Origin of the sequence: Pseudomonas sp. QD4 (genome assembly GCF_049199125.1) — a bacterium.
GTDB lineage: Bacteria > Pseudomonadota > Gammaproteobacteria > Pseudomonadales > Pseudomonadaceae > Aquipseudomonas.
In genome coordinates this window covers 1,375,626-1,396,867 of record NZ_JBLZOM010000002.1, presented here as the reverse complement: position 1 = coordinate 1,396,867, position 21,242 = coordinate 1,375,626, and the positions used below count along the sequence as shown (strand labels likewise).

General features: G+C 62.3%; 18 protein-coding genes (1 of these 18 only partly in view). 2 read left to right on the top strand and 16 right to left on the bottom strand.

The genetic code is table 11. From position 1 onward, the window contains the following. Positions 1-3: 3 nt before the first annotated feature. The 16 genes from ACOZJV_RS17375 to ACOZJV_RS17300 all read right to left on the bottom strand — a co-directional run bounded on the left by ACOZJV_RS17375 (position 4) and on the right by ACOZJV_RS17300 (position 19,074). Entirely contained in the window at positions 4-717 is a 714-nt protein-coding gene (locus ACOZJV_RS17375) for a hypothetical protein (protein WP_421548114.1), read from the bottom strand. A 37-nt stretch (positions 718-754) separates the two neighbouring features. Next, the gene (locus ACOZJV_RS17370; protein ID WP_421548113.1) at positions 755-1,726 is read right to left on the bottom strand and encodes a hypothetical protein; all 972 of its coding nucleotides are present in this window, start codon (positions 1,724-1,726) and stop codon (positions 755-757) included. Between the two features lie 22 nt (positions 1,727-1,748). Further along, on the bottom strand, positions 1,749-5,426 hold the full coding sequence (locus tag ACOZJV_RS17365) for a tubulin-like doman-containing protein (RefSeq protein WP_421548112.1): 3,678 nt from the start codon (positions 5,424-5,426) through the stop codon (positions 1,749-1,751). Positions 5,427-5,539: 113 nt separating this feature from the next. Beyond that, entirely contained in the window at positions 5,540-5,956 is a 417-nt protein-coding gene (locus ACOZJV_RS17360; RefSeq protein WP_078470245.1) for a hypothetical protein, read from the bottom strand. 32 nt (positions 5,957-5,988) lie between these two features. Then, positions 5,989-7,464, bottom strand: coding sequence for a hypothetical protein (locus ACOZJV_RS17355; RefSeq protein WP_078470244.1), 1,476 nt, complete (start codon positions 7,462-7,464; stop codon positions 5,989-5,991). Continuing rightward, positions 7,452-8,909 carry a hypothetical protein gene (locus ACOZJV_RS17350; RefSeq protein WP_421548111.1) on the bottom strand — a complete coding sequence of 486 codons (1,458 nt, stop codon included), beginning with the start codon at positions 8,907-8,909 and terminating at the stop codon, positions 7,452-7,454. Before ACOZJV_RS17350 ends, ACOZJV_RS17355 begins: the two co-directional genes overlap by 13 nt. A gap of 215 nt (positions 8,910-9,124) precedes the next feature. Further along, on the bottom strand, positions 9,125-11,086 hold the full coding sequence (locus ACOZJV_RS17345) for a DUF4105 domain-containing protein (protein WP_078470242.1): 1,962 nt from the start codon (positions 11,084-11,086) through the stop codon (positions 9,125-9,127). After that, positions 11,083-11,403, bottom strand: a complete 321-nt coding sequence (locus ACOZJV_RS17340; protein WP_020296239.1) for a DUF2388 domain-containing protein — start codon at positions 11,401-11,403, stop codon at positions 11,083-11,085. The genes ACOZJV_RS17345 and ACOZJV_RS17340 overlap by 4 nt, the downstream gene beginning before the upstream one ends. A gap of 28 nt (positions 11,404-11,431) precedes the next feature. After that, positions 11,432-11,725, bottom strand: a complete 294-nt coding sequence (locus tag ACOZJV_RS17335) for a DUF2388 domain-containing protein (protein ID WP_274522637.1) — start codon at positions 11,723-11,725, stop codon at positions 11,432-11,434. Positions 11,726-11,847: 122 nt separating this feature from the next. Then, entirely contained in the window at positions 11,848-12,165 is a 318-nt protein-coding gene (locus tag ACOZJV_RS17330) for a DUF2388 domain-containing protein (RefSeq protein ID WP_421548110.1), read from the bottom strand. A gap of 455 nt (positions 12,166-12,620) precedes the next feature. Next, positions 12,621-12,836: a DUF1127 domain-containing protein gene (locus tag ACOZJV_RS17325; RefSeq protein WP_020296242.1), complete on the bottom strand. Its 216-nt coding sequence runs from the start codon at positions 12,834-12,836 to the stop codon at positions 12,621-12,623. A 319-nt stretch (positions 12,837-13,155) separates the two neighbouring features. Beyond that, the gene (locus ACOZJV_RS17320; protein WP_078470238.1) at positions 13,156-14,649 is read right to left on the bottom strand and encodes an acetyl-CoA hydrolase/transferase family protein; all 1,494 of its coding nucleotides are present in this window, start codon (positions 14,647-14,649) and stop codon (positions 13,156-13,158) included. 180 nt (positions 14,650-14,829) lie between these two features. Continuing rightward, positions 14,830-16,266: an NAD(P)(+) transhydrogenase (Re/Si-specific) subunit beta gene (locus tag ACOZJV_RS17315; RefSeq protein WP_201128819.1), complete on the bottom strand. Its 1,437-nt coding sequence runs from the start codon at positions 16,264-16,266 to the stop codon at positions 14,830-14,832. Beyond that, positions 16,266-16,586: an NAD(P) transhydrogenase subunit alpha gene (locus tag ACOZJV_RS17310; protein ID WP_003187417.1), complete on the bottom strand. Its 321-nt coding sequence runs from the start codon at positions 16,584-16,586 to the stop codon at positions 16,266-16,268. Before ACOZJV_RS17310 ends, ACOZJV_RS17315 begins: the two co-directional genes overlap by 1 nt. A 15-nt stretch (positions 16,587-16,601) precedes the next feature. Next, positions 16,602-17,723, bottom strand: a complete 1,122-nt coding sequence (locus tag ACOZJV_RS17305; RefSeq protein ID WP_078470236.1) for a Re/Si-specific NAD(P)(+) transhydrogenase subunit alpha — start codon at positions 17,721-17,723, stop codon at positions 16,602-16,604. 451 nt (positions 17,724-18,174) lie between these two features. Further along, positions 18,175-19,074, bottom strand: coding sequence for a LysR family transcriptional regulator (locus tag ACOZJV_RS17300; RefSeq protein WP_078470235.1), 900 nt, complete (start codon positions 19,072-19,074; stop codon positions 18,175-18,177). Between the two features lie 158 nt (positions 19,075-19,232). On the opposite strand from ACOZJV_RS17300, the gene ACOZJV_RS17295 reads away from it, so the two are divergent. Next, entirely contained in the window at positions 19,233-20,414 is a 1,182-nt protein-coding gene (locus tag ACOZJV_RS17295; protein WP_020296247.1) for an acyl-CoA dehydrogenase, read from the top strand. Positions 20,415-20,427: 13 nt separating this feature from the next. Next, on the top strand, positions 20,428-21,242 hold the 5' portion of the coding sequence (locus ACOZJV_RS17290; protein WP_421548109.1) for a CaiB/BaiF CoA transferase family protein. The gene runs 406 nt beyond the window's last position; the window shows 815 of its 1,221 coding nt (coding positions 1-815); it begins with the start codon at positions 20,428-20,430; the stop codon falls past the right edge of the window.

The following is a 21,242-nucleotide window of genomic DNA, read 5'->3' as shown; positions in this document are numbered from 1 at the left end:
ATTTCAGTCGAGGTAGGCGATCTGATAGGTGTCGGCGTCGATCATCACCAGTTGCACGTTGTTGCTGCGGGTGTTGACCGGCTTGCCGTTGAGCAGCACCGACGTGTCGACGCGGTACACGCCTTGCGGCACCTGGTTGTCCAGGGTGATGGTGAAGGTGTTTTCGTAACCGCCGCTGCCGGGCTTCTCGTTGGCGACCTTGGTGCCTTCCTTGAACGCGGTGGTGGCGCCCGGTTCATACAGGCGCACTTCTTCCTTGATCTCGTTGACGGCCTGGCGGCTGCCATCGATGGCCACGATGTTGGACACCACTTTGATCGGCTGGCCGCGCTTGATGGTGCTGCCGGGCTGGATGCTGGTCTGGTAGCTGACCACTTGCGGCTCGGCAGGGGCCTTCTTGCCGCCTTTGCGGTACTGCGCCTCGACTTCCTGGGGCGACTGGGTCTGCACCGACTTGGCGTTGATCACGAAGCACACGGCGATACCTGCGGCCGTGCCGGCTACGACGCCGACCCCGCGATCCTTCTTGCCGCTGACCGCTGCCCCTGCTGCCGCCCCTGCCGCGATGGCCAGGCCGCACTTGAGCCAGTCGCCGGCGCTCCAGCCGGTCGGGTTCATGCTCTTGGAGTCGATGTTGGCGCAGCTCTGCAGGCCGAAGATCGATACGAGGCCCAGGGCAAGCAAACGCTTATTGGGGGAACGCGGGTGCTGGGTCATGGATGACTTCCAAGTGTTCGAAGGGAGGCCGGCGTCATCATTCGATGGTGGTCCGGTTCAGGGCCTGGGATTGCTGGCGGGTGGCCTGGTTGATGATGTTCTGCGCCTCGCGGTTGCCCGGGTCCATGTTGAGCACCAGCCGGGCGACGGTGATCGCGCTCTGGTAGTCGCGGCGGATCAAGGCCTTGCGTGCCTCGTTCAGCGAGCGGCCGACCATGCTGGCGGCGCCGTTGTTCTGCTCGATGCGCGTGGTGGAACGCGGTGGCGTGCTGGGCTGCGGTGCGGGTGCCGGGATCGACTGGACCTGCGCCGCGGCCTTGGCTTCCTGCTCGCGCCGGGCCTGCTCTTCGGCGCGCTTGCGCTGGTCGGCAGCGTCTTGCTGAGCTTTGCGGTCCTGCTCCTTCTGCCGTGCCTGCTCCGCCAGGTCCTTATCGCGCTGAACCTGCTTCAAGCCGTCTTTGGCCCGATTCAACAGGCTCAGGGCCGCCGGGTCCTTGCTGTTTTTCTGCAGGACCTGTTCGGCTTTATCCAGCGCGCAGTTGTAGTCGCTCTGGCGCAGGCATTGCTGGCCAGCGAGCAGCACTTGCTCCAGGTCGCGCTGACTGTTGCGCGAGCCGAGCTGGTTCATGCCATAGAACGCCAGCAGTGCCAGGACCAGCGCACCGATCACGATTTTTTTCAGCAGGCCCTTGGGTTTATCCGCAGGCGGTGCCACGGGTGGGGTCGGCGCGGCTGCCGGAGCGGCCGGCGCGGGTGCCACGGGCTGCGGCGCGGCTGGCGCAGGGGCAGCCGGCAGCTCGAACTTCAGCGCGGCGGCCTTGGGTTCGACCACCGGCGGCGGGCTGGCAGGCTCCTTGGCGGCCACGGCCACGGGGGCCTTGGCCGAGATCGGCGGTTGCACGGCGACGCCACAGTACGGGCAGTGTTTCACCGGCCCGCAGAGTGTCCGGCCACAGGCGCTGTTGGCGCAGGTAGCGGGAAACTCGGCGGCTTTGACTGACGCTGACATAGGGTTCTCGTCTTCGCTTGGTTCAGAGCGGTGGCGGCATGGCTGGGCCGCCCAGTGGCGGTGGACTGCCTGCCGCCGGGGCGAACAGGTGGGCCAGCTCCTGGATCTGCCCGGCACTGAGCCAGGCGGCCATGCCTTCACGCCACAGCATGCTGTCGCGGGTCACTTGCCCGGTCTGCACGTACTGCTGCAACTGCGCCGAGGTGTAGGGGCCGTAATTGGTCCCGGCGACGTTCAGGTGATAGCTGTACTGCACCGCCGCCACCGGTGGTGGTAGCGCGCCGCCGGCAATCGGCGGTGGCGCGGCAAAGCCTGGGGCCGCAGGCGCTTGGCCGGCAAACGGCGCCGCCACCGGCTTGAGCAGGTTCTCCAGCCAGCCCTCGGCGAAAAACTCCTTGGCGACGCTGAGCTTCTCTTCGTGGTCGGCGTGCACTTCATCGGCGTAGACGTCGGCCCGGGAGCCGATCACGCGCTGGCTGAAGCGCCCCAGGTAGCTTTCGGCCAACTTCACCAGCTCCTGGTCGCGGTCACCGGCCTGGCGCTTGAGGCGGGCCAGGTACTCTTTTTTCAGCAGCTCGGCAATCTTGTACGGGAAGGCCTGGAACGGTTCCGAAGCGCCTTGCTCGTCGATGCGCTTCTGCGCCTTGTAGGCGCTGCGGCTCATGTCATCGAACAGCGCGATCAGCGCCGCGATCTGGACCTCGTTGAGGCTCAGGGTGCGGTCACGCACCTGGGCTTCGATGTCACTGCGGTGCACCGGCTTCAGGCCGCTTTGACGAATGGAGAATTCGTCGCCGATGGTGAAGTCTTCCTTGTCGATAAAGAACTCGTACAGGCCGTTGTCCAGGCGCTTGAGCACGCCCAGGGCAATCGCGTGCAGGTAGAGTTTGAAGTCCTCGGCGAACTGGCGGTACTGCTCCTGGGTGAACTGGATCGGCTGCACGAACTGGCTGATGCGCTTGTGCACATGCAGCGGGATCGCCGCGCTTTCCTTGCGGTAGCTGGCCAGGTAGGTCGACAGCGGGGTCAGCGCCGGCAGCGGGAAACCGCTCAATTCGGTGAAGCAGATCAGTTTGCCGGGGATCCCCGACTCCACGAACTGGATATCGCTGGCGTTGATAGCCGTACCCTGTGGCAGGCATTGGCCGAGGGTCGCGCCGTATACGCGCTTGAACTCGGCATGGTCATGCACGCCGATCAGGCAGGTGTAGAGCTTCTGGCCGATATCGAAACCGCCAGTGAGGTTCAGCGGCACCCACGGCATGGCCCGTTGCAGCAACTGGCGGAATTTCTCGCGCTGCTCTTCCGGGTTCAGGGCCGCCAGGGCGCTCATCAGCGGATCGATGCGCTGCGCGTTCTTTGGCAGTTGCTGCACGGATTTATTGCGCAGCTTGAGCAGCAGCTCTTCCTGGCCCTCTTCGGTCTGCAACTTGCCGAACAGCACTTTCGAGCCGCCGAAATCCTTGAACGCGTCCTTGGCCCACTCGCGCACATCCGCGCCATTGGCGGCCGGCTCTTCGTTGCCTTGCACTGGCGCCAGGGGAATCAGGGTGGCGTGTTTTTCCTTGATGCTGGCGTCGATCTTGGTGATGTCGGTGTCGATGCGCTTGAGCAGGCTGTCGACCGCGTTGCGGCCATCCTGCAGGCGGCCGACAAAGCCGTTCCAGATCGCGCGACCGTTCTGGTCCACCGATTCCTTGCGGCCCAGCCACTCGGAGATCTCGCGCAGCAGTTGTGCGGCTTCACGGGCGGCGACATGGCGCACGTAGAACAGCAGGCTTTCGCGCAGGGTGTCCTTGACCTGGACCAGCACCGTGTCGGCTTGCTTGTCCTTGCCGCTCAGGCGCGCCAGCAGGCCTGAACCGGTGGTTTCCTTGAGGCGTTCGAACTCGCGGGCCAGCTCCGAGGACTCGAGTTTTTCCGACAGTTCCTTGAAGCGCGCGGCGTTCTTTTCCAGGGCCGGGATGATCCCGGTGCCTTCGTTTTCCAGGCGGTCCTTGAGCATTTCCACCAGCGCCAGGGTGTAATCCAGGCCGCCGCGCTCGTCATCGTCCAGGCGTCGGAACAGCTTCTCGGGCAAGGCGTCTTCACGCACCAGTTCGGCGATGCGCTTCTTGCGGTTTTCCTTGATCCGCACTTCGTGGTTGCGCTCGGCGCTGTCCACCGAACTGCCCTTGGTGTCGCGCTCCAGCTGTTGCTGGATTTCCCGCACGTGGGTCAGCCACTGGTCCTTGTCTGCCCCGCCGTTTTGCAGGCGTTCGAACAGGCTCTCGGTTTTCTGCTCGATCTGCGCGGTGATGCTGTTGTCGCCCTCGACCTGCAACAGGTCGTCGGCGATCTGGTAGTGGGTGAACTCGCCCGTGGCCAGGGTCAACTCGACGCGGGACAGGAAGTCCGGCAGCTCGGTGAAGGTCCGTGGGGTGACGTTCAGTTGCTCGCGCAGGAACTCGTCGCGTTCCTTGTCGGTCGGGCGATTGTCGTTGACCGCGTTATTGGCGTTGGCCACCCCGAAGAACGCCTTGAGCATCTGCTGCACCTGGCGATTGAGGCGAACGTGCTGGCGCGCGTCGACCTGGGTGTCGAGCACCGCCTGGCCCAGGGACGAGTACGAGCGCGGAAAGTGCAGCTTGGTGTCGCTGCCGTAGTCCTGGGGCAGGCTCACGCTGTAGGAGCGGATCTTGTGCTGGTTCTGGTTGACCGCGATCGAGCGCTTCTTGTTGGCGAAATCCTGGGAGGTGAAGTCGGTGAACAGCGCATCCGAGAGCATCTCGTAGATGTCTTCCTGGTCACTGGTCTTGGCCTGGGCGACGTTGCTGTTATCGATGATGTACACGTCGTCGTAGGGACGGTTGTCGATAAACAGGTTGTCGGTGGCGTCCCAGTGCTTGAGCAGCGGGTTGCCGCGCATGCAGGTCTCCAGCTCCATCAGCGCCGCATAGCCGTTGGCCTGGACGCGCTCGGCGTTGTAGGAGCCGAAGCCGCCCGGCAGCACCAGGAACAGGTCGACCTTACCGGCGATGTTGTTTTCCTTGAGGATGGCCTTGGCCAGGAACCCCATGTCCAGGAACGAACCCGAACCGGTGCCGCCGGCCGCAGAGCCGGTGATCACCACGCGGATCTTGCCCGGGTCGATTTCCAGGCCGAGCTTTTTCAGCTTGTCGGCCTGGGCGCCGATGTTGCTCAGCAGGCGCCCGACCTTGCTGCGCAGCTTGTCGCGGATGCTCGGGTACTTGTCGAAGAAGTACAGCCGAGACAGGGCGCGGATCTGCCCGGCGCCCTTGGACGGATCGATGCCCAGGCTCTTGATCTTTTCCGGGGTCAGGGGGAACCACTCGGCCACTTCGCGATGGCGGTTGAGCTCATCGATGGAGTGCGTGTACTTGCTCAGGTTGAGCGGCTCGATGATCTTTTCTTCGGAGGTGAAGGCCACCTGCTCGGCCAGCACGTCGGTCTTGATCGACTTGCCGTCCTGGGTCACTTCACCCGAATCGAGGTCGAAGTTGACGAACTGCACCAGGGGGAAGTCGGAAATCTGCTGCACCTGGTTGTTGCCACCCCAAATGGCATTGAGGATGCGCCGGCGCAGGCGGATGTTGACCTTCATGCCGGTGCCGCCGAGGGCGATGAACAAGGTTGGGTGGATCTTTTCACTGACCTGCGGGGCTGCTGCCTGGCCGGAAGGTTGTGCACTCTCGTTCATCAGAAACTCCATGAGCCCGGGTGGGCTGGCCAAGTGAACTTGGCAATTGATCCGCTATTGGGGTGAGACGGGCCGGGTGCGCAGCGCACCCCCGGCCATCAGGCAGCGATGACTCAGCGCTTGGCCGAGAAGGTCATCAGCCAGGCAACCAGGGAGATGGCTGCAACGCCGCCCAGCGGCGCCAGGTACAGCGGAGCCAGGAACTGGCCGGAGTTGATCACCGCCAGCACCGCCATGGTCGCAACCATCAGCAGGCCGAGGAACAGGAACCAGCCGGAAGCATTGGCGCGGCTCGGTGCCACACGCTCACGTACGCGCCAGTTGGCGTAGGCGTTCTTGATCACGAAGAAGATGATCGCCAGGACCACCAGCACCGCCACCCCGATCAGGGCGTCGCGGCTGTCGACTTTTTTCGGACCCAGGTCCAGACCGATCGGCGATGGCACGCTCAAGGTGCTGCTGGTGGTGCTGGCCGGTGCTGCCGGTGCTTCGCTTTCAATCGGGGCTGGCAGTGTGCTGGTCTGGGCCATGTTCAACTTCCTTGGGGATTCTTGAGTGAGGGTTACTTGAGACGCACAGCAGTGTCGGGAGCCTTGTCCAGGAGCTTGACCCCGAACAGGCCGCGCTTGATGGTCGCGACCTTGTTCTGCTGGGCGTCGTAGACGTTGGCACTGCTAAAGGGTTTGAGCGGATAGTGCTGGGCCACGCCCTCCACCATCACGGTCACGGCTTTCTTGCCGGCGATCATGCTTTTGCCCACCAGGGCCGCGATCAACAGCAGCAGGAACAGCCCGAACAGCAACAACACCGGCCCCAGCGGGTAGCTGATGCGCAGCACGATCGGCAGTACGGTCGAAGAAGTGCTGGCTTCGCTGGACGGGATAAACACGTCCGGCAGCGCATCGCCAGGGAACAGTTCGTTCATCTTCGCGATGAAGTCCTGGGAGATACGCAGTTGCTGCTCGCTCAGGCGCACCTCGATGGTCCCGGCGCGCTGGTAACCGCTGGAGAGGATCACCTCGCTCGACCATTGGGACGGCAGGGGCGGCAGTTGCAGGCTGATCGCGGCTTCGCTGGAGCGCGCACCGGGTTCCAGGTCCGTCAGGCGGTCGAGGGAGATGCTCGATTGCAGGGCTTCGCCCGGCATGTCCAGGTTCATCTCGATCTTCGCGTCGTGGATCTGGTACGGGTTGAACTGGTTTTCGAACTTGCCCAGCAGCACCGCGGTTTTGGGCGAGCTGTCGACGTTGATATTGAGGATCAGGGTCTGCTGGTCCGGGGCCAGTTCGGCACTGACGTCCGGGGTGTCCTGCACGCCGGTGGGGATAAAGCGGACCGCCGACTGGGTCAGGGGCTTGAGCCGGACCCGGTTGTCCTTGAGCAGGGTCGCCAGGGCCGGCTGGGCCAGGACCTGCTCCAGGGCCTTGCCGGCGTTATCGCCGTAGGCCAGCGCATAAATCATCAGGCCGTTGGCTTGGTAGTTGGGGCCTGCCACCGGCATTTTCTGCGGGAATGCGGCGATCCGGGTGATGCTGGCCTCGTTGTGCAGCAGGTCATAGAACTCGCGGTTCTTGAGCGAGGTTTCGCTGCTGTTGTTGGGGCTGTTCTTGTTGTTGGTGAGGATCCAGACAATCCCTTCCCGGCCCTCGAGCCCGGTCTTGATGGCCGCCAGCAACGCTTCCTTGAAGTCGGTGTCGGCGTAGGCGCCGCCGGCCTTGCGCACCAGGTTCAGCTGATTGACGCTGGCGGCGAGCTTGTCGTGGGTGCCGGGACCGCGATAAGTCCACTCCGGCGACGGGTGCTGGGCATCGGCCTGGTTGAAACCGCCAATCACCACTTCCGAATTGCCCGCCGCCGCGGCGGCCAGCTTGATTACCAGCGGTTTGAACGACGACGCCGGGTCCAGATAGAAGGGCTCCATCCAGCCGGAGTTCTGCACCAGGAACACCTGGCGCATCGGCTCGGCGACAGCGCCCGCGCTGCCCAGGGCCAGAATCAGCAACAAGCCACGGCGTAGCATCAGGGTCAGGCGTTCCATCGGTAAAGCGCTCCGGAAGAATCGATATACAGCCACAGCGCGTTATCGAAAAAGAACCACTGGGCATTCCACGGGCGGCTGACGTGGGCCTTGAGCCCGAAACCGCGGCCACCGACCTGTTCGAGGCGGTACTGCGCATCCACCGGCTGTTCGCTTTTGAAGAAATCGTCGAGGGTGCTGTTCTGCTCCACGCGCATCGAGAGCAGGAGCTTGTCGCTGCTGAACTCGATAAACGGGTACACCACCTCACGGGTGGTCGGGGTGATGCTTTCGTCGTGGGTGTCCCAGGGACGTTCCAGGCGAATGTTGTACTTGAAGCTCAGGTGCCCGGTGCCCAGGCGATAGCCCTTGATCGGCTTGGGCTGGTCGGTAGCCCCCGGGTCCAGTTGCAGATAGCTCTGGCCCTCGGCGGTAAAGATCAGTTGCCACAGGCCGTAGCCGTCCTGGAAGGGCGGCCCCTGCTCGGGCATGGCGGTGGCGCCGTTGGGCCACGGGTGCCACTGCGCTTGCAGGGCCTGGCCCTGGCGCATGCTCAGGTAACCAAGCTCGCCAATCCACAGCAGGCGGCGGGATGCGTGGTCACGAATCGGCGCCGACAGGCGGGTCATCTGCGCGGCGTCGGCACCTTCTACCGGGTAGCGCTCCCAGCCGTTGGCGCTGGGGCTGACCAGGCAGACGCTGCCGTCTTCCAGCACCAGGGGCAGGAACGACTGCTCCTCAAGGTCGCCGGGGCCGGCCAGCGCTCGGCCATCGCGGCGTTGGCAGCGGTATTTGAGGTTCAGCGGATCGACCTTGACCAGCACCGCGCCTTCATCGCCGGCCAACAGCAGGTGCTGGCCATGTTCGGCCGGGCACAGGCTGACCGAGTTGGCCCAGTTCTCCAGGCGGTTGCGGCCGATCGGATGGCCTTCGGGGCGCAGTTCCAGCCACTTCTCGGAACCGCGCTGCCAGAGAAACAGGCTGCCTTCACGGCCCAGGGCGAACAGCGCCTCACGGTGGCCGCCGAGGTTGGCAGCGAAGAAGCTCAGGCCATTCTTGCGCGGCAGCTCAATGATCTGCTTGCTGTCATTGAGATCGCGTTCGGCGGAGTTCTGCAGGCGTTCGAAGAGTTGTTTGACGGTCTGTTGCGCGCCGTCCAGGTGGCAGGCGTCATTGACTACCCGCGATCCGCTGCCATCGCCATAGGGCGGCAGCCAGCGATTTTGCGCCTGGTAGCCGATGGCTGTGAGGGCGGCGCCGCTGTTCGGGCAGAACGCGAAAGATGATGGCAGATAGGTATCGGATTCAGTGAGCCGCGCACCGACCAGATAGTCGAGATCGACCAGGGTCGCTGCCGGTTTTACCCCGCCGACGCTGGAGAGCGAAAAACCACCTTCTGCTGTTTGTTGCCATTGCTGGTCGCCAAGCTGCCACTGGTACCCGCCGCGATTACCGACTATCTCCATATAATCCTGCTGATACCTGCGTAAAAGTCCGCGCCCGATCTCTCCGGCAAGCACTTCTGATAAGGGGGGTTATTGTCGTACGAGGCGCTCGATCACCGTGAAAAACGCGGCGCAGAGCCTGGCATGGCACCATTTTTTCGATCGCGGAATAGTGGCATATTGATGGGTGTTGTCAACTATTCCATGGCGTCAAAAGTCCTGCTTATACCAAAGGATCAAGGCAGCTCCAGCCCCCCTGCTGCCTTGTGCAATGCCCTTAAATGTTCCCCCACCTGCTTCAGGTTGGCTTCGTTGGCGGCAATTTCGGCAGCCCGTGCAGGTTCGAGCAAGGCGCGGACTTCTTTATCCAGGTCGCCGGTCAGGGCTTGCAGGTGTTTCTGGCGCAGGCTGCTCTCCGCTTCCAGGCGCTGCCATTCACTGGGCTGCGGCAGGCCGTAGCCGCTGCTGCCCAGCAGCTCCGCCGGGCGGCTGAGGAAGCCACTGTTGGCGAGGATTTCCTGCAGGGTCTTGTTGGCGTTGTCCATGCCGCCGTTTTTCAGTTCGCGGGCGCCCAGGTAGCGTTGCTTGACCTCATCCTGGGCCAGCAGCAATTGCCGGCGAAAGCTGGCCTGTTCCAGCAGCAGCAAGGCGGCGCTGGTGCGCAGGTCGGCCTGGGCGAACCATTGGCGACGTTCCTCGGCGCTGAGGGACAGCCAGTCTTCGACACTGGTCTGTTTGATCGGCAGGTGCTTTTTGATGACCTCGAACATGGCCTGGTAGCGATCGCGGAACGAGTCGAAGCGATAGCCCAGGCGCAGGGCTTCACGGGGGTCGTCGAGCACGCTGGTGTCGGCCAGCCCCCTGCCCTTGAGCACCTCCAGCAGGCCATTGGGCACGATGCTGTCGAGGCCGATCAGTTGCGGATTGTTGCTGCCGCTGCGCAGCAGCTTGAGGCTCTCCACCGCGCAGTTATTGGACAGGAAGTAATAGTTGCCGTCGTAGCTCCAGTGCATTTCCGCGGCGTGTTCCACCACCTGCTCGATCTCGGTGCGCGACAGGTTCAGCGGCACCGAGGCCAGGCTGCGCAGCTCGGTCTTGGTGTATTCGTCGATGACCTGGGCCAGGGGCAGGACAAACAGCCGTGACGGGTATTTGCCCACCAGGCCATCCCAGCTCGACAGCTGCACGTCTCCGACAAAGGCCCGATACGACAGCACCAGGTGCTGATCCAGGTCCAGCCGGCAATCGGGTCCGCGCGGGCGGCCCGGGGCACAGATCACCAGGCGCAGCATGCTGTGGCCCCAGCGGCTGACCCAGTTCTGGTTGGCTTCGGCCAGCAGGTAATCGACCGCATACACGCGCTCGGGGTCGACCTGGCCCAGGGGCTGCTTGGCAAAGTCGTTGCCGGCATTGAGGAAGGCGAACGACTTGGCGCAGCTGTCCTTGGCCGGCGGTGCCCAGCCGAAGTGTTCCTGGTAATAGCGGTACAGCCCGGGGCGACGGCAGGCGTAGCTCGGATCGAGGAGGAAGTACTCCATGTTCACCGCGACGAACTCTTTGGGGTTGGTCGTCTCGTAGATGTCCGGGCTGCGTGCCACTTGCCGGTTGTGTTCCTCGCGCGCTCCACGGCGGCCGACGTATTGCGGCCAGCCGGCGAGGTCCAGCAGGCGCGGGTCATCGCTCAGGGTGAAGCGGCGCTCGGTCTGGCCGCGGCACTCATCCCGCAGGCCGACCAGGCCGCTGTTGGCGTTCTGTCTGGCGCAGCGCTGGATCAGCGGGCGCTCTGCGGCGGACCACAAGCGCGAGCGGTCATAAATGTGGGTCAGCTCGTGGAGCACGGTGGCGAGCATTTCCCGGCGCACGGTGCCGTGTGGGCGATAGGTCTTCTGGGTCGCGGCCGAGCCGTCGGTGAGGCTGGCGAGCAGGTTGCGATTGAGGTCCAGCTCGGACACCAGCGACGCCTGGCCGTAGGCGTTTTCGGGCATCTTGTCGGTCCAGCCGACATCGATGCGCCGATCCAGTTGCTGGATGAAACGCGGCGGCAGGGCCTGCATCGCTTCATCCAGCAGCGCCTGGCTGGCCTGCTGTTGCGCCGGGGTCAAGCCGTCGGTCTTGAGGCGCAGTTGCAGGTCGGCCTGGGCCGTGCCGCACAGTAGCGACAGGGCCCCGGCCAGCAGCCAGGCGACTGATGGCCTCACAGTGCGAGGATAGCTTCGGCGAGTACCTGGTCACTGGCGTCGCGAGCTTGCGGCACGCGGGTGCGCAAGGTGTCGAAGGCGGCTTCCAGTTGGGCGCCACGGATTTCGCCGTTGCTGGCGACGAAGCTGGCGGCATCGTCGTGGGCTTCGCGCACGACTTTCGAGTCGCGGATGGAGGTGGTGGTGTCCGAGGTGAAATCGATCGTGCGGCCAAAGGCGCGGACGATGATGTTACTGGTGGCCACCAGGGTGTGTGCCTGGGCCACATCGGCCAACAACAACAGGCCTAGGGTGGCGGCAATCAGCGGGCTGCGCATGGAACGACTCCGGAATAACAGGGGATGATTATTGGACGAGAATTGCTTGCGCCAGTTCAAGGTCGCTTGCATGAAGTTTTGGCTGGCTGCGCCGCAGGTATTCCAGGGCCGACTCCAACTGTGCGCCTCGCATGACGCCATCGCTGGCAACGAAGGCCGCGGCGTCATCCTGGGCCGCCAGTATCAGTTTTCTGTCGAAGGGGGCACTGGTCACCTTGCTGGTGGCGTAACCGGTGACGACCAGGCCTTCGGTGGTCAGGTCAAAAGCCTGAGCCGAGCCCACCCCACAGACCATGGATAACAGCAACACACTAAGCGGTATTCGGAACAAAACCAGACTCTCGACAGCTGAAAAAAAACAGCGCCAAGGCTAGCGCAATGCCCGGGCGAGGGCCAGCGCCGGGGATTCCGGGTGCGCGAGGCAGAGCCGGAATCGGTCTGTGATCAGATCGCCAGAATGGCCTGGGCCAACTGTGCGTCGCTGACGTCCAGCTGCGGAACCTGTTGGCGGATGTGCTCGAACGCGCTTTCCAGTTTCACGCCGCGAATGGCGCCATCGGTGGCGACGAAGCTGGCGGCGTCGTCCCGGGCCGCGCGCACGATCTTGTTGTCGCGCAGCGACGAGGTGGCATCGGACGTGGCGTCGGTGGTGGCCTTGAGTGCGCCGACAATTGCATCAGTGGTCACGATAAGGCTGGTGGCGTGCGCGTTGGCAGCCACGGCCAGCAAGGCAGCAGCGCTGAGCAGGCGAAGACGGATCATGGATGAAGCTCCTGTAAATAGCAGATAAGGGGGCGCTGAGTGGGCACCGGACAGCCTGGGTGGAGGTGTTCAGATAAATCAGACGAGCCTTCAGGATTACTCGCCACATAATCCAGGGATATTAGGCCTGCGCCAAGGCTTCGAACAGCCTGCCCCGCACCCTTCAAGCCAATGGGTGGCGGGAGTGTAGGGGCCTTGCGTGGGCTCAATCCCGGGGGTTGCAGCGCGCTGGTGCTCGGCACAGAGCTACCGATACAGATAGCCAAACCTTAAAACTGTATTGGTTCAATATATGTAATATTAAAACTGTACCTGTCTGACGCAAATCGCTTTTGCACACTGGAACTGAGTCCCCTTAAACGACAAAACCCGTCGCGATTGCCCGCGACGGGTTCTGTTTTCTTAATCTGGGGTGCTGGCGGTGGACCCGGTGGGTCAGGGCCAGCGACGCTAACTTAGCGCCAGAACGGCTTGCTCAGCTCTTCGTAGCGTTGTGCTTCGCTGATACCGGCGTCAGCCAGCAAACGCGAATCCAGACGAGCCAGTTGATGGCGGCTGGAGATGCGGCGCTGCCACAGCATCAGGTTGGCGATAACGCGCAGAGGCATGGAAGCCTGGGATTTTGCAGCTTTCTCTTCGAAGAACAGTTCGGAACTGATTGTACGTTCCATGGTTGACATCCTTCCGCTTGTGGCGGGATCAGGTAGTGGTTTAACTGATGCCAATGATCCTCCTCTGACGCAAGACTCTGTAGATACAGTTCACCTGTATTGTGAGGGACCAGTTAACTGTTTATAGGGGCTGTACTGCTCGGAAATGAGGCAACTGTACCTATGCGCACTTATTTAGTGCGTTTTGTAAGGTTTGCTGAGATTGGAGGGGGTTTTAGGCGGGAAAATCACCGGTACAGTAGTACAGTTTTTACCGGTTCTATTCAGGCGGCTGACCAGCTGACGAAACTGTGTTTGCGTCAGCGGCCAACTGTTGCATTTACTTCACCAGCATCTGCCCGTGCTCTTCCAGGTTGATGTGCCAGCTCAGGGCATCACGCAGGATGTGCGGGGTGTGTCCGCCCAGTGCGCAGGCGGCGGTGTAGTAGTCATTCAGGGCGGCGCGGTAGGACGGGTGCACGCAGTTGTCGATGATCACCCGGGCGCGTTCCCGCGGTGCCAGGCCGCGCAGGTCGGCCAGGCCGATCTCGGTGACCAGGATGTCGACGTCATGTTCGGTGTGGTCGACGTGGCTGACCATCGGCACCACGCTGGAAATCGCCCCGCCCTTGGCAATCGACTTGGTGACGAAGACCGACAGGTGCGCGTTGCGGGCGAAGTCGCCGGAGCCGCCGATGCCGTTCATCATCCGCGTGCCGCAGACGTGGGTGGAGTTGACGTTGCCGTAGATGTCGAACTCCAGTGCGGTGTTGACCGCGATGATGCCCAGGCGCCGCACCACTTCCGGGTGGTTGGAGATCTCCTGCGGGCGCAGCACCAGTTTGTCCTTGTAGCGCTCCAGGTTGCCGAACACGTCGGCATTGCGCCGGCTCGACAGGGTGATCGAGCTGCCCGAGGCGAAGCTCAGCTTGCCGGCATCGATCAGGTCGAAGGTCGAATCCTGCAGCACTTCGGAGTACATGGTCAGGTCTTCGAACGGCGAGTCGATCAGGCCGCACATCACCGCGTTGGCGATGTTGCCGATACCGGCCTGCAACGGACCGAGCTTGTTGGTCATGCGCCCGGCGTCCACTTCCTGCTTGAGGAAGTTGATCAGGTGGTAGGCGATGCCCTGGGTCTCGCTGTCCGGCGCCAGCACCGTAGAAGCCGAGTCAGGCTGGTTGGTGATGACGATGGCGGCGATTTTTTCCGGTGGAATCGGAATCGCGGTGCTGCCGATGCGGTCGTCGACCTTGGTCAGCGGGATCGGCGTGCGGGTCGGCCGGTAGGTCGGGATATAGATGTCGTGCAGGCCTTCCAGGTTCGGGTTGTGCGCCAGGTTGATCTCGACGATCACCTGCTTGGCGAAAATCGCGAAGCTGGCGGAGTTGCCCACCGAGGTGGTCGGCACGATATGGCCCTGTTCGGTGATCGCCACGGCCTCGATCACGGCGATGTCCGGCAGCTTGAGCTGCTGGTTGCGCAGTTGTTCCACGGTCTCCGACAGATGCTGGTCGATAAACATGACTTCGCCGGCGTTGATCGCCTTGCGCAGGGTGCTGTCGACCTGGAACGGCATGCGCCGCGCCAGCACGCCAGCTTCGGTGAGCTGCTTGTCGAGGTCGTTGCCCAGGCTGGCGCCGGTCATCAGGGTAATTTTCAGCGGGGTCACTTTGGCACGCTCGGCCAGCGCGTGGGGCACGGCCTTGGCTTCGCCGGCGCGGGTAAAGCCGCTCATGCCGACGGTCATGCCGTCCTGAATCAGAGCGGCAGCGTCGGCGGCGCTCATCACCTTATCCAACAACGAAGGCAAGCGGATACGATCACGGTACATGGATTGTTATCTCGGGCAACGGAAGCAAGATGCGCAGTCTAGTGATTTCGAACAAATTCGGCGCGCTACCATGGTCGAATGCAGCGCCGCGATTTAGAGCCTTTTGTCGGGATTGTGCAGCCAATAAAAAACCCCAGCCTACTAAAGGCTGAGGTTTGGGGTATTGCCTTGGCGCAGGTTTTACTCGACAGCCTTGACCATGTCTTCGATGACTTTCTTCGCGTCGCCGAAGACCATCATGGTTTTGTCGAGGTAAAACAGCTCGTTGTCCAGGCCGGCATAACCGCTGGCCATGGAGCGCTTGTTGACGATGATGGTCTTGGCCTTGAACGCTTCCAGAATCGGCATGCCGGCAATCGGCGATTTCGGATCGTTCTTGGCGGCCGGGTTGACCACGTCGTTGGCGCCCAGCACCAGCACCACGTCAGCCTGGCCGAACTCGGAGTTGATGTCCTCCATCTCGAACACCTGGTCATACGGCACTTCGGCCTCGGCCAGCAGTACGTTCATATGACCGGGCATGCGCCCCGCCACCGGGTGGATCGCGTACTTCACGGTCACGCCGCGGTGTGTCAGCTTCTCGGTCAGCTCCTTCAGCGCATGCTGCGCCCGGGCCACTGCCAGGCCATAGCCGGGAACGATGATCACGGTGTCGGCGTTGGTCAGGAGGAAGGTTGCATCATCAGCCGAACCCGATTTCACCGGACGCGCTTCTTTCGAACCGGCAGGTCCGGCGGCATCCGCGGTGTTGCCGAAGCCACCGAGCAGCACATTAAAGAATGAGCGGTTCATCGCCTTGCACATGATGTACGAGAGGATCGCGCCGCTGGAGCCCACCAGGGAGCCGGCGATGATTAGCATCGAGTTGTTCAGCGAGAAGCCGATACCCGCCGCTGCCCAGCCGGAGTAGCTGTTGAGCATCGACACCACCACCGGCATGTCGGCGCCGCCGATGGGGATGATGATCAGCACGCCCAGCACAAACGCCAGGGCCAGCATCAGCGCGAAGGCGCTGAGGTTGCCGGTGAACATGAACGCCAGGCCCAGGCCCAGGGTCGCCAGGCCCAATACCAGGTTGATCTTGTGCTGGCCGCCGAACTGTACCGGTGCGCCCTGGAACAGGCGGAACTTGTACTTGCCCGACAGCTTGCCGAAGGCGATCACCGAACCGGAGAAGGTGATGGCGCCGATGGCCGCACCAAGGAACAGCTCCAGGCGGTTACCGGCAGGGATCGCGTCCCCCAGCTGTTTGACGATGCCCAGGGACTGCGGCTCGACCACGGCGGCGATAGCAATGAACACCGCAGCCAGGCCGATCATGCTGTGCATGAAAGCCACCAGCTCCGGCATCTTGGTCATCTCGACGCGCTTGGCCATGATCGAACCGGCGCTGCCGCCGATCAACAGGCCGACAATCACATAACCGATACCGGCGGTGGCCAGCTCAGCGCCCAGCTTATAGATGAGGCCCACGGTGGTGAGCACCGCCAGCGCCATGCCGAGCATGCCGAACAGGTTGCCGCGCCGCGAAGTGGTCGGGTGCGACAGGCCCTTGAGGGCCTGGATAAAGCAGATCGACGCGATCAGGTAGAGCGTCGTTACCAGGTTCATGCTCATTACTTGGGCGCCTCTTCTTTTACTTTCGGGGCTTTCTTCTTGAACATCTCAAGCATGCGGCGCGTCACCAGGAAGCCGCCGAACACATTGACCGCCGCCAGGGCCACGGCCAGGGTGCCCATGGTCTTGCCCAGGGGGGTCACGGTCAGTGCCGCAGCCAGCATGGCGCCGACGATCACGATCGCTGAAATCGCGTTGGTCACCGCCATCAAGGGGGTGTGCAGTGCAGGTGTGACGTTCCAGACCACGTGGTAACCGACATAAATCGCCAGCACGAAGATGATCAGGTTGTAGATACCGGGGGAGATAAGCTCTTCCATCGTCTGAATCCCTGCTTAGGCGTTTTTACGGATGACTTGCCCGTCGCGGCACATCAGGCACGCGGCGACGATGTCGTCTTCGAGGTTGACTTCGAACTGCCCTTCTTTGGTGAAGACAAGCTTCAGGAAGTCCAGCAGGTTGCGCGCATACAGCGCCGAGGCGTCGGCGGCGACAGCGCCGGCCAGGTTGGTCGGGCCGCAGATGGTCACGCCATGCTCGACCACCACCTGGTCGGCCACGGTCAGCGGGCAGTTGCCGCCCTGGGCTGCGGCGAGGTCGATGACCACCGAACCGGGTTTCATCTGTGCGACAGTTTCGGCGCTCAGTAGGGTCGGAGCCTTGCGGCCCGGAATCAGCGCGGTGGTGATGACGATATCGGCCTGCTTGGCGCGTTCGTGCACCGCCAGGGCCTGGCGCTGCATCCAACTGCTCGGCATGGGGCGGGCGTAACCGCCGACACCGACCGCGCATTCACGCTCTTCATCGGTCTCGTAGGGCACGTCGACGAACTTGGCGCCCAGGGATTCGATCTGTTCCTTCACTGCCGGACGCACGTCCGAAGCCTCGATCACCGCACCCAGGCGCTTGGCCGTGGCAATGGCCTGCAGGCCGGCAACGCCGGCGCCGAGAATCAGCACACGGGCGGCTTTCACCGTACCGGCGGCGGTCATCAGCATCGGCATGAAGCGTGGGTAATGATGGGCTGCCAGCAGCACTGCCTTGTAACCGGCGATGTTGGCCTGGGACGACAGCACATCCAGGCTCTGGGCTCGAGAGGTGCGGGGCGCGGCTTCCAGGGCGAAAGCGGTAATGCCGTGCTCGGCCAGTTTGGCAATGGTTTCATTGCTGAACGGGTTGAGCATGCCCACCAGCACGGTGCCGCTCTTGATCAGGGTCAGCTCGCTGTCGCTAGGGGCCACGACCTTGAGAATCAGCTCTGCACCAAAGGCGTCATTGGCGCTGCCAATGCTTGCGCCTGCCGCTTCATAGGCGCTGTCGACAACGCTGGCATTAATGCCGGCGCCGCTTTGCACAGTGACCTTATGACCCTGGCCGATCAGCTTCTTGATGGTTTCCGGGGTTGCAGCAACCCGTGTTTCACCCGTTTGGGTTTCGAGAGGAACACCAATGTGCACGTCAAATCTCCTGCTTGATCTTATTGCTTTCGATCTTTCTTAGAAGGCCAGCGCACTGCGGAAGGTGCGACTGGGGCGGCCGATCAGCACGATCCCACCGAAATCACGGCGGGGCGCGGCATTTTGCAGGCGAACTTTGCACCCTTCAAGGGATTCTGACGCGTGACGGAAAATTAACTACAAGTCACCCCGTGACCGAATGTCGCAATGGTACGGCTAGATCCCTTACAGGCCGTGCCTTTCAAGGATTTATCCGGGGAAACGATATTTTTGCTATCGGTGGTGTGAATGCTCGGTTATCGCTGTTAATTAAACCCTACAAGCCACGTGGTTAGCCGCTTGTAGGACGATTGTTCAGCTTGTCGGTACAGTCTGTCTAAATGCGACAAATAGTTATATCTGTAGTGCTTTAAATAAACTGACTACGGGGTCAGCTAATGGCGCTATCCCTTTATTCTTCGAGGCTGTAGCTGTGTGCCTGGTGGATCAGCCAGTCGCGAAAAGCCCGTAAAGACGCTGATTCGACCTTGCGCTCGGGAATCATCAGGTAATAAGCCTTGATGCTCGAGAGGCGCTGAGGGTTGGCAATCACCAGGCGTTTCTCGGCGAGTTCACGCTGAATAAGGAAAGGCGGAATCAGGGCGATGCCCATGTCATGCATGGCGGCCTGGGCGAGCATGGAGAATAGCTCGTAACGCGGGCCCGTCATGTCGCGAGGGATATTCATGTGCTGGGCGTTGAACCATTGCCGCCATGCATAAGGCCGCGTGGTTTGCTGCAGCAGGGGCAGATCGGCAATTTGGGCGGCGCTTAACTGCCCCTGGGTGCCGAGCATGGCCGGGCTGCACACCGGAAGCGGACTCTCGCCCATCAGGCGGTGGGACTGGGTGCCGGACCAGTCGGCGTCGCCAAAGTAGATGGCGCCGTCGAAGTCGGTGTCGGCGAACAGAAAGGGGCGCGTGCGGTTGGTCAGGTTGACCGTGACCTCCGGGTGCTGCTGCTGGAAGTCCTTGAGCCGTGGCAGCAGCCATTGGGTGCCGAAGGTGGGTACCACGGCCAGTTCGATCACATTGGCGCCCTGCTGGCCCATGACCGACAGCGTATCGCGTTCAACTGCATCCAATTGAGTCGCCACCCGGCGGCTGTAGGAAAGCCCGGCCTCGGTCAGCTTGACCCCGCGCCGTGAGCGCCGGAACAACTCGACACTGAGGAACTCTTCCAGGCTGGCGATCTGCCTACAAATCGCGCCCTGGGTCAGCGACAGCTCCTGGGCGGCCTTGGTGAAGCTTTCATGGCGGGCAGCTGCCTCGAAGCTGACCAGGGCGACGGTGCTGGGGATCTTTCTGCGCATGTACAGCTACCTCACTCAGTGCAACCTGCTGATGCCGTTTATGGCGATTACGGAGTGAGAAATTAGCACAACAGTATGCAGAATCCTCGTTTGCCGTTCACGGCAACCCGGCCTAGGATCAGCCCACGATAGTTGACCTACTTCACGAGGACTCACTCATGGGCGGCAAAGCAAGCTTCAACTGGATCGATCCCCTTCTGCTGGATCAACAGCTCACTGAAGAAGAGCGCATGGTGCGCGACAGTGCCGAGCAGTTCGCTCAGGGCAAGCTGGCGCCGCGTGTGCTTGAAGCTTTCCGCCATGAAAAGACCGACCCGGCGATTTTCCGCGAAATGGGCGAGATCGGCCTGCTGGGTGCGACCATCCCTGAGCAGTACGGTGGCAGCGGCCTGAACTATGTGTGCTACGGCCTGATCGCCCGTGAAGTCGAGCGCGTGGATTCGGGCTATCGCTCGATGATGAGTGTGCAGTCCTCGCTGGTGATGGTGCCGATCAACGAATTTGGCACCGAGGCGCAAAAACAGAAATACCTGCCAAAACTGGCTTCCGGCGAGTGGATCGGCTGCTTTGGCCTGACCGAGCCGAACCATGGCTCCGACCCGGGTGCGATGATCACTCGCGCGCGCAAGGTCGACGGCGGCTACAGCCTGACCGGCAGCAAGATGTGGATCACCAACAGCCCGATTGCCGATGTGTTTGTGGTCTGGGCCAAAGATGATGCCGGCGACATTCGTGGCTTCGTTCTGGAAAAAGGCTGGAAAGGCCTGAGCGCGCCGGCGATTCACGGCAAGGTGGGGTTGCGTGCATCCATCACCGGCGAAATCGTCATGGACAACGTATTTGTGCCGGAAGAGAACATCTTCCCAGATGTGCGTGGCCTGAAAGGTCCGTTCACCTGCCTCAACTCGGCGCGCTACGGCATCTCCTGGGGCGCCCTGGGGGCAGCGGAGTTCTGCTGGCACACCGCTCGTCAGTACACCCTGGATCGCCATCAGTTCGGTCGCCCATTGGCTGCCACCCAACTGATCCAGAAAAAACTCGCTGACATGCAGACCGAAATCACCCTGGCCCTGCAAGGTTGCCTGCGTCTGGGGCGGATGAAGGATGAAGGCACGGCTGCGGTGGAGATCACCTCGATCATGAAGCGCAATTCCTGCGGCAAGTCCCTGGACATCGCCCGTATGGCGCGTGACATGCTCGGCGGCAACGGCATTTCGGATGAGTTCGGTGTCGCCCGGCATCTGGTCAACCTTGAGGTGGTGAATACCTATGAAGGGACCCATGACGTGCACGCGCTGATTCTGGGTCGTGCGCAGACCGGTCTCCAGGCGTTCTATTAATAGGAGAACGACCATGGGCGCGTTATCGCATCTGCGGGTACTGGACTTATCGCGTGTGTTGGCCGGGCCCTGGGCCGGGCAGATACTCGCCGACCTTGGCGCCGAAGTGATCAAGGTCGAGCGCCCGGGCAATGGTGACGATACCCGCGCCTGGGGGCCGCCCTTCCTCAAGGACGCCTACGGCGAGAACACCAGCGAGGCCGCCTATTACCTGTCGGCCAATCGCAACAAGCAATCGGTGACCATCGACTTCACCCAGCCTGAAGGTCAGCGTCTGGTGCGTGAGCTGGCGGCCAAGTCCGACATCCTGATCGAAAACTTCAAGGTCGGTGGCCTGGCGGCTTATGGTTTGGACTATGAATCGCTCAAGGCACTGAACCCGCAGTTGATCTATTGCTCGATCACCGGCTTCGGTCAGACCGGGCCTTATGCCAAGCGCGCGGGCTACGACTTCATGATTCAGGGGCTGGGTGGTCTGATGAGTCTGACCGGCCGCCCCGAGGGGGATGAAGGTGCCGGGCCGGTCAAGGTCGGCGTGGCCCTGACCGATATCCTTACCGGGTTGTACTCGACGGTGGCGATCCTGGCGGCGTTGGCCCATAGGGATCATGACGGTGGTGGGCAGCATATCGATATGGCGTTGCTCGATGTGCAGGTGGCCTGTCTGGCCAACCAGGCGATGAACTATCTGACTACGGGGGTTGCCCCCAAGCGTCTGGGCAATGCTCATCCGAATATCGTGCCTTATCAGGATTTCCCTACGGCGGATGGCGACTTCATCCTTACCGTGGGCAATGACGGGCAGTTCCGCAAGTTTGCCGAAGTGGC